Origin of the sequence: Sphingomonas sp. (assembly GCF_036387535.1) — a bacterium.
GTDB lineage: Bacteria > Pseudomonadota > Alphaproteobacteria > Sphingomonadales > Sphingomonadaceae > Sphingomonas_R.
Map to the genome: position 1 here is coordinate 43,492 of NZ_DASVTO010000069.1, position 8,380 is coordinate 51,871.

The window sequence follows — 8,380 nt, forward strand, 5'->3', positions numbered from 1 at the left end:
GCCGAGCCCGATTTAATTGTCAGAGGGCCTGTAAGCCGGGTTCTGTCCACCCGCCGAAATGACGGGATGGGCGACCATTCCTCTAGGACCGCGGTTGCCCGCGGCCTCCAGCGACCAACCCGGACGACGGGGCGAAGCAGCCCATATGCCGTCCCTATTCGGTCTTGCTCCCGGTGGGGTTTGCCGTGCCGTTCCGGTTACCCGGTCCGCGGTGCGCTCTTACCGCACCGTTTCGCCCTGACCCGGCCGAAGCGCGGGCGGTTTGTTTTCTGTGGCACTGTCCCTAAGATCGCTCTCGCCGGGCGTTACCCGGCACCGTTGCTCCTTGGAGCCCGGACTTTCCTCCCGCACGATCGCTCGCGCCGGCGGCCGCCCGGCCCTCTGACGGCGCCGCTATTGCGGCAGCGCGGCGCCGCTGTCCAGCAGCAGTGCGAGCAGGATCGCGCGACATTCGCCGTCCGCGATCCCGTCGATCGTCTCGGGCCGGAACCGCCGCTGGAACGCACGCACCGCCGCCGGGCCGTCCGCCACATCATATCCGAAACGTTCCAGCGCCACCAGAAACCCGCCCGGGGTCCAGTGCGGGTCCCGAAACGCCAGCTTCGGGCGCGGGATCGCAAGCCGATGCCGCGCCAGCCGGCCCCAGTCGAACAGTTCGCCCGGGTCCTGCTTGCGGGCGGGCGCGATATCGGAATGGCCGACGACATTCACCGGCGGGATCCCGTGTCGTGCCACGATCGCCGCAACCAGCGGCAACAGCGCCGCCATCTGCACCTCCGGAAACGGGCGATATCCCCATTCATGGCCGGGATTGACGATCTCGATCCCGACGCTGGCCGAATTGACGTCATCGATCCCGCGCCAGTGCGATCGGCCCGCATGCCAGGCACGATCGGCCTCATCGACCAGGGCGTACAGACTGCCATCCTCATCGACGACATAGTGAGCGGACACCTTCGCCTCGGGATCGCACAGCCGTTCGATCGCCGATGCGCCATCGGCCATGCCGGTATAGTGCAGCACCAGCATCGACACCGGCAGCGTGCGCGCGTCGAAATTGGGCGATGGTCGCGCGATCGGTTCTGGCATGGCCTCGCCGGGGTGAAGGATGGACCGGCTCCTTGCACCGCCATCCTGGCTGTCCGACAAGCGGTTCGGGTGGCCACCGGTCGATAAAGCCCGCGGTCGACCGGATCGGACGCGAACCGATCGGTCTGGCCGATCGCGGTTTCGCCCGCCCCCAGCAACAGCACGCCGTCGGCAGCAACCGCGTCTGCCAGGCGGTCGAACGCCCGCCGCCGTACGTCCGGGTTGAAGTAGAACAGCACGTTGCGGCACAGCACAATATCGAACCGGCGCGCCGTCGGCGGTGGATTGAGCAGATTGAGCCGCTCGAACCGCACGCGCCGCCGCAATTCATCCTTCACCGTCCAGATGTCGTCGGTGCCGTCGAACCAGCGCAGCAATTGCCGGATCGGCAGACCGCGCTGGATCTCGAACTGCGAATAGACGCCGCGCCGCGCCTGCGCGACGGCGGTGGGCGACACGTCGGTGCCGTGAATATCGATCTTCCAGCCATCCAGCGCCGGCGATTCGCACAGCGCCATGGCGATCGAATAGGTTTCCTGCCCCGTAGAACAGCCGGCGGACCAGATCCGCAACGTCCGGTTCGGCCGCCCCGCGATCAGCAGCGGCAGCGCCTTGTCGAACAGCAGGCGAAAGACGTTGGCATCCCGGAAAAAGCTGGTTTCGTGGTTCAGCAACGCCTCGACCACCGCGTCGGCAAGGCCGGGATCGCGACCGGTGGTCAGCGCCGCCGCCACCGCGTCCGCATTGCCCAGGCCATGGGTCCGGCCGATGATGTCCAGCGCCACGTCCAGTCGCCAGTTGCGGCCATCCGACAATGTCTGTCCGGTCTGCTGCTCCAGAACGCTGGCGAAGATCCGCGCGCTGGCCGGGTTCATCTCCATACTGCCGCTCCCATGGCCTGCATCGCCGCAACGGATGCATCATATCGTGCCGCGATCCGGCGGCCGAGCGCCGCCGGCGGCAGGACCGTCGTCGCAATTCCGGCGCGTGCGACCGCCCCCGGCATCCCCCATACGGTCGCGGTCGTGGCATCCTGCGCCAGAACCTCGCCGCCGGCGGCGGCCAGCCGGCCCGCGCCCAACATGCCGTCACGCCCCATCCCGCTCAGGATCACGCCGATGCCCGCACCGCCATAATGATCCGCCACCGCGTCCAGCATCGGATCGACCGAGGGCTGACATCCCGACACGGCCGGACGCTGGTCATAGGTGATCCGCGCGCCGTTCTGGTCGCGGATCAGCGACAGATGGGCGGTTCCCGGCGCGACCAGAATGCACTCCGTCCCGATCCGCTGCCCCGCTTTCGCGACCATCGCGGGCCTGCCCGCCATGGCCGCCAGCTGATTCGCGAAATAGGTCATGAATTCGTTCGGCAGATGCTGCGTCACCAGGATCGGGACCGCACAGCGTTGGCCCAGCCCTTCGAAGAAGCTGGCCAGGGCGACCAACCCACCGGTCGACGCACCGATCGCGATGCATCCGATCGGATCGGTCCGAACGCTGCTTGCCTGTTCCTGCGCCCGCGCCGCCGGCGCCACCAGCGGCGCGCCGTGCCGCGATCGACCCAGCCGTCGCAGCCGATCGGCCAACTGGTCGCCAAATCCATTGGACAGGTCGCCCGCCGCGGGTTTCAGAAGCGTGTCGGACGCGCCCAGTGCCAGCGCCTGGACGGATGCGACGGCCCCGTCCGCGCAGGCGGACGACACGATCACGACGTGCGCACCCTTGCCCGCCGCCAGGATCGCGGGCAGCGCCGTCAATCCGTCCACGCCCGGCATCTCGACGTCCAGCAGGATCACGTCGACCGCCAGATCGGCCAGCATCGTGAGCGCCTGGTCCGCGCCGCGCGCGATTCCCGACACGGCGAAACCCGCACGATCCGTCAGCATGCGCTGGAACACCGTTCGCGCGACGATCGAGTCGTCGACGATCAGGACGCGCAGCGGGTCGGCATCGCCAACCGGGCGACCGCTCGGGGAAAAAGGCATCGGACAGCTCCGGCGCGACGGGATCAGGCCACGCCGACCAGACTGAGCTTGCTGTGCAACGTGTCGCGGTCAAACGGCTTCATCACATATTCGTCCGCGCCCGCCTCGATCGCGGCGCGGATGTGGGCAATCCCGTTTTCGGTGGTGCAGAACACCACTTTCGGACGCGGCGTGATCCCGCTGACGCCCAGTGCCTTCAGGAAATCCATGCCGCTCATCACCGGCATGTTCCAGTCGAGCAGGACGACGTCGGGCACCGATGCGGTGCACAGTTCCAGGGCCTCGCGGCCGTCGCCGGCCTCTTCCACACGGAAGTCCAGGGTCTCCAGAATGTGGCGCGCGACCTTCCGGATCACCTTGGAGTCGTCGACGACGAGACACGTCTTCATGAAACTGCCTTTGGAAAAAGGATGACGATGGGGTGTAGCGAGGATCGTGTAACGATCCTCTTAACGGGCCGGGGCCGGCACGGCGGCACCCGCCACCAGCCGGGCCGGATCGACCAGCAGATATTGGCGGTCCTGGATCACCACCGTGCCATCCGCCAACGCGCCCCAGGCGGCCGACGCCATGCCGTTCGTGGGCGACGGTGGGCCGTCGGCCGGCAGCACATCCAGCACGTCGTCGACGACGATGCCATAGGGGTGGCCCTCGATCGGAACGACGACGGCCGAGAACGGGGGGGCCAGTGCGGCGCCCTGTCCCAGCATGGACCGGGGATTGATGATCGTCACGACCCGGCTGCGCAGTGCCGCCAACCCGGCGACATGCGGCGGCGCCAGCGGGATCGCGCTCATCGCCTCGATCTCCACCACCGATTCCACCATCCCGGCCGGCAGGGCGACGATCTCGTCCGCCATCTGCACGATCAGCATCAGACGGTCCATCAACGCCCTCCTCGTGCGGCGTGCAGTGCCTGGACCAGCGCGGTGCGATCATATCGCCAGATGCCGTCCGTGCCGTTCGATTCGCTGCGCAGCCGCAATCGCACCGCTTCGCCCCCGATCGCGTCGGAAAGCGTACCGTCGCCGATCACGATCCGCGCGCCATCGGCCGCGGCCTCCCCGGCGAAGGCGACCCGATATCCCGCCGCCTCCACGATCGGGCGCAGGATCTGACGCATCCAGCCATCATCTTCGGACGCCAGCAAGGCGACGGGCAACTGGCCCTTCGGCATGTGCGATCGCACCACCGCCGCGAACATCCAGAACGGATCGACCAGTTCCATCAGCCGCTCGCCGACCACGATCACGCCGGCAACCAGCCCCGGATCGGGCGCCGGGGCCATCATGTCGGCCAGCTCCACGATGTCCACCACCTGATCGATGACATAGCCCAGCTGGTCCGCGCCGTCCCCGATCCGCAGGACCCGCTGCTTCGGCCGCTCCGCCAGCCGGCCGTTCACCGACAGCAGCGGCACGACCAACCCATCCCTGTTCAACCGCAATTCGCCACCCGCGCGCGCGCAATGCTCCGTCGACACTTCATCGATCCGCTCGACCACGTTCAGGCGGATCGCCCGATCGGCTCCGTCCAGGTCGCGAAACAGCAGCGTCGGGATCGTCGGCGCCGCCACTGCCTCCGCCCCGGCGCTCGTTCGGTCCGCGACCGCGGTCGTGTCGATCGCGGCGCGCGTGGCGATGCCGGTGGCGTCCAGCAACAGCATCGGGCGATTGTCATCCGGCATGGTGACGCCGCCATAGATGCCGATCGCCATCACCGCCGGTGCGGCGGGCTTCACCACCAATTCCTCATGATCATGTGCGGCATCGACGCCCAGCGCGTAACGTCCGCCATTGCCCGGCCGCAACACGACCAGGATCGCCGGATCGACGTCGGTTTTCGGCGCACCCAGCACATCCGACAGCGCTACGAGCGGCAGGCGTTCGCCCCGGATCGACACCGTCGTCAGCCCGCATCCCCGTTCCACCCGGACCGATGTGGCGGCGGATCGCACGATCTCCTCGATCACGGACCGGGGAATGGCAAAGGGATGTCCGCCGACCGATACCGTCAGCGCCGGAATGATCGTCAACGTCATCGGCACGCGCATCACGACGCGCAGCCCCTGCCCCGGCCGGCTTTCGATCGATACCTGACCACCGATCCGCTCGACATTGGCGCGGACCACATCCATGCCGACACCGCGCCCGGATATCGCGCTGACCGCCGCGGCGGTGCTGAATCCGGGGCGGAAGATCAGCTCCACCGCGGTCTGCGCGTCCATCCGCTCGGCTTCGACCGCGGTCAGGATCCCGACCGCCACCGCTTTCGCCACGATCCGGGCGGGATCGATGCCGCGTCCGTCGTCGGATACGGTGATCAGGATCTGGTTGCCCGATTGCCGCGCGGCGACCTGCAGCGTGCCCGCAACGGGTTTGCCCGCCAGCACGCGATCGGCCGGCGGCTCGATCCCGTGATCCACGGCATTGCGCACGATATGCGTCAGCGGATCGCGCACCATCTCGATCATCTCGCGGTCCAGCTCGACGTCGCCGCCCTCCACCTGCAACACGACGCGCTTGCCGAGTTCGGTCGAAAGATCGCGGATCAGGCGCGGCATCGCGGAAAACAGATGATCGACGCGCGCCATCCGCGTCCGCGTGATCGTCTCGCGCATCTCGACGATCGCGGTCGACAGGCGTTCAAACCCGTTCAGGACCGCATCGCCCTCGGCCGATCCGCGCAGGCTGCGCGATACCTCGTTGCGCGCCATCACCAGGTCGGACATGCCCGCCATCATCCGGTCGAGCAGTTCGACGGGCACGCGGATGCTGCGCGCCACCGTACGCGGCGCCGCACTGGGCTGCGTCTCCGCGATCTGTTCGGCTTCATCGGCGCCGGTCGCATCGGATCGTTCCGACAGGGCCGCGATCAGCGCGGGATCGTCATGGTCGGAAATGCTGGCCCCGGTCTCGATCGCATCGACCAGCATGCCGATGCGGTCCATGATCGCCAACACCGCCGTCACCAGCCTGGCATCCGGCGTCCGCATACCCGAACGCACCGCCGCCAGCGCATCCTCGGCGGCATGGCTCAGGCGCTCCAGCCGCGGCAGATCCAGGAACCCGCAGCTTCCTTTCACCGTGTGAACGAAGCGAAATATGCTGTCCAACCGGGCATGATCGGTCGGATCGGCCTCCCACAGCACGATCTCCTCGGCGATCGCCTCCGCCGTTTCGCGCGTCTCCGCCACGAAATCGTTCAGCAGTTCGTCCATGCCATGTCCGTCATGATGCCCATTGGCCGGGCTTTGCACGACGATGGTTAAGGGCGTGTTATCCTGCACGATCCCGCAAGCCGCCACCCCCGATCCCGCACGCCTCAGGACAGCATGTCGGCCACCGCCGACGCATCATGGTGATGAACACCATGCCCGCATCCGCACGTCTTTCGCGATCACGCGCAGCTTCGCCTTGCCAACAGCCCAGGATCACGGCAAAGGCACATCGTTCGGGGAGTGGCGCAGCCTGGTAGCGCATCTGGTTTGGGACCAGAGGGTCGCAGGTTCGAATCCTGTCTCCCCGACCACTTTATCGCGAAAGCGACGGATTTCCGCCACTTTGCGTGTGTTCTATTCTGGTCTGTGCACAGAGCTGTAGCACACGCGGAAAAGGCTAAGACCCCTGTGTGCAACATCCCCCATGCCCATCGCCGTGCCGGCCGATACACCTTCCGGCGCCGCGTCCATTTCCGAAATCTTATCTCCACTCCGCTATCGGTAGCATTGGACACCGCCGAACGAAAGGTCGCGCGCACCCGCGCGGCGATCCTGTCGGCGCGCTTCGTGCGGGTAAAGTCGAGCGTGGGTACGATGCTGGAAGACGGACCACGCCTGACCGGACCCGAGATCGAGGCGCTCTTTCGCGCCGCGCTTGAAGGCGAACTCGCGGCCTACGTCCATAGTGCGTATGAAAATGCGTCCTGGTCATCGTCCGTGCCCGAGGTCGCAGCGCAGGAAGCCGAAGCATACGGGATAATCCGCCGCCCCGACCGTCATATCGGGCTGACTGATCAGGACCGGGCCGAATTGACGCGACGCGGGCTTGGTGCCGACATCCCGGCAATCGAGGACTACGCACGGCAGATCCGCGATGTGCTGACCGATGATGTGGTCGCGAAGCGCCTCGAGGCAATCGGCGCACCTGTTCACGCCCAAACCATTGCCGTCGCCCGGACACACCTGATCCGGGCTGCGGCAGGCGCCTGCACGCGGGTCCAGCGCATCTTCGACGATGACATCATGGACGCAGCCGATCCCATCGCTGCGCTGATGGCCGACCTTGGTCCACCCCCGTTGCCCAAGCTGACTGCCATCGAACCAGTGGTCGTTCCCATCACGCCGCCGATCGACAGTCAGTTTCAGGTCTATGACCCACGTCCGTTCAGCGCAGCGATCGACGACATACTTACCGACCTGAAAAATGACGGTATCTGGAACGGCGACCTGAGGCAGCAGCGCCGCATCATGGAAACATTCGCCTGGGTCACGGGCGACAAGCCACTCGGCGCTTACACCCACCTTGATGCTGCAGATTTCAAAAAGGGTATCCAGAAACTGCCCGCCCGCTTTTACTGCGGCTCGCTGACAGCGGGCGCGATGTCGCGCCCGTTCGCAGAGGTGATCGCCGAACTGCCGCCGGTTGCCCCCGCCGATCGGCGCAACCCCAAGACGACCAACCGTGACCTGTCGACTATGGCGACGGTGGCCAAGCATCTAGCTACAACGGCGTGGAAGCCGCGGATCCCAGGTGCGACAGTGATGGATTTCGGTGCCGGGCGCGTCGCGATCAAGGTCGATCCCAATATGGACACCCGCCCGCCTTGGACGACTGCGCATCTGGAGCACCTCTTCCGCTCTCCGATCTACACGGGCCGCGGCGGCGCGCTAAAACGCCTGCGCGACGATGGACTTGGTCGCTAGGTTTGGCACGACGCCGCCTACTTCCTGCCGCTGCTCTGGTTTACCATCATAGCTGCCGGGAGGAGACCGCCTGGCTTGAGGTCGCCGACGTCATCACGAACCACGCCGTCCCGCGTTTTCACATTCGCGACAACCTGACCCGCGGGCGCGATGGCGAAATGGCTGGTGAGAAGCGCGGTGCCCGCAATCGTAAGCTCCCCATCCATGCTGAACTGATTCGACTGGGATTCCTCGACTAGGGTTCAGACTCATTCAGAGCCAGAATGCCACAGCCGTTGCGAGGGCGACGGCTGATAGGAAGTTGGCGGCGAGCTTGTCGTAACGGGTGGCGACGCGGCGGAAGTCCTTCAGGCGGCAGAAGGCGTTCTCGATCAGGTGAC

Annotated in this window: 6 protein-coding genes, 1 tRNA gene, 1 other RNA gene and 2 pseudogenes; 2 read left to right on the forward strand and 8 right to left on the reverse strand. The window is 66.5% G+C overall.

Annotated features, from left to right (window positions below):
- Positions 1-15: 15 nt before the first annotated feature.
- From rnpB to VF649_RS06205, 7 genes and pseudogenes are all read right to left on the reverse strand, one after another.
- An RNA gene (gene rnpB, locus VF649_RS06175) (RNase P RNA component class A) lies at positions 16-385 on the reverse strand.
- An 8-nt stretch (positions 386-393) separates the two neighbouring features.
- Positions 394-1,089 carry an N-acetylmuramoyl-L-alanine amidase gene (locus VF649_RS06180; RefSeq protein ID WP_331011085.1) on the reverse strand — a complete coding sequence of 232 codons (696 nt, stop codon included), beginning with the start codon at positions 1,087-1,089 and terminating at the stop codon, positions 394-396.
- A 119-nt stretch (positions 1,090-1,208) separates the two neighbouring features.
- Positions 1,209-1,970, reverse strand: a pseudogene (locus VF649_RS06185) (CheR family methyltransferase); the annotation flags it as partial.
- Positions 1,961-3,076: a chemotaxis protein CheB gene (locus VF649_RS06190; RefSeq protein WP_331011086.1), complete on the reverse strand. Its 1,116-nt coding sequence runs from the start codon at positions 3,074-3,076 to the stop codon at positions 1,961-1,963. The pseudogene VF649_RS06185 and the gene VF649_RS06190, both read right to left, overlap by 10 nt.
- Before the next feature lie 23 nt (positions 3,077-3,099).
- Positions 3,100-3,465: a response regulator gene (locus VF649_RS06195; protein ID WP_331011087.1), complete on the reverse strand. Its 366-nt coding sequence runs from the start codon at positions 3,463-3,465 to the stop codon at positions 3,100-3,102.
- Positions 3,466-3,525: 60 nt separating this feature from the next.
- Positions 3,526-3,963: a chemotaxis protein CheW gene (locus tag VF649_RS06200; RefSeq protein ID WP_331011088.1), complete on the reverse strand. Its 438-nt coding sequence runs from the start codon at positions 3,961-3,963 to the stop codon at positions 3,526-3,528.
- On the reverse strand, positions 3,963-6,296 hold the full coding sequence (locus VF649_RS06205) for a chemotaxis protein CheA (protein WP_331011089.1): 2,334 nt from the start codon (positions 6,294-6,296) through the stop codon (positions 3,963-3,965). Before VF649_RS06205 ends, VF649_RS06200 begins: the two co-directional genes overlap by 1 nt.
- A 234-nt stretch (positions 6,297-6,530) precedes the next feature.
- Between VF649_RS06205 and VF649_RS06210 the strand changes: the two genes are divergently transcribed.
- A tRNA-Pro gene (locus VF649_RS06210) sits at positions 6,531-6,607 on the forward strand.
- 196 nt (positions 6,608-6,803) lie between these two features.
- Positions 6,804-8,000 (forward strand): hypothetical protein, encoded by a 1,197-nt coding sequence (locus VF649_RS06215; RefSeq protein ID WP_331011090.1) that lies wholly within the window; start codon positions 6,804-6,806, stop codon positions 7,998-8,000.
- Between the two features lie 252 nt (positions 8,001-8,252).
- Here the strand turns inward: VF649_RS06215 and VF649_RS06220 are convergent.
- Positions 8,253-8,380, reverse strand: a pseudogene (locus tag VF649_RS06220) (IS5/IS1182 family transposase); the annotation flags it as partial.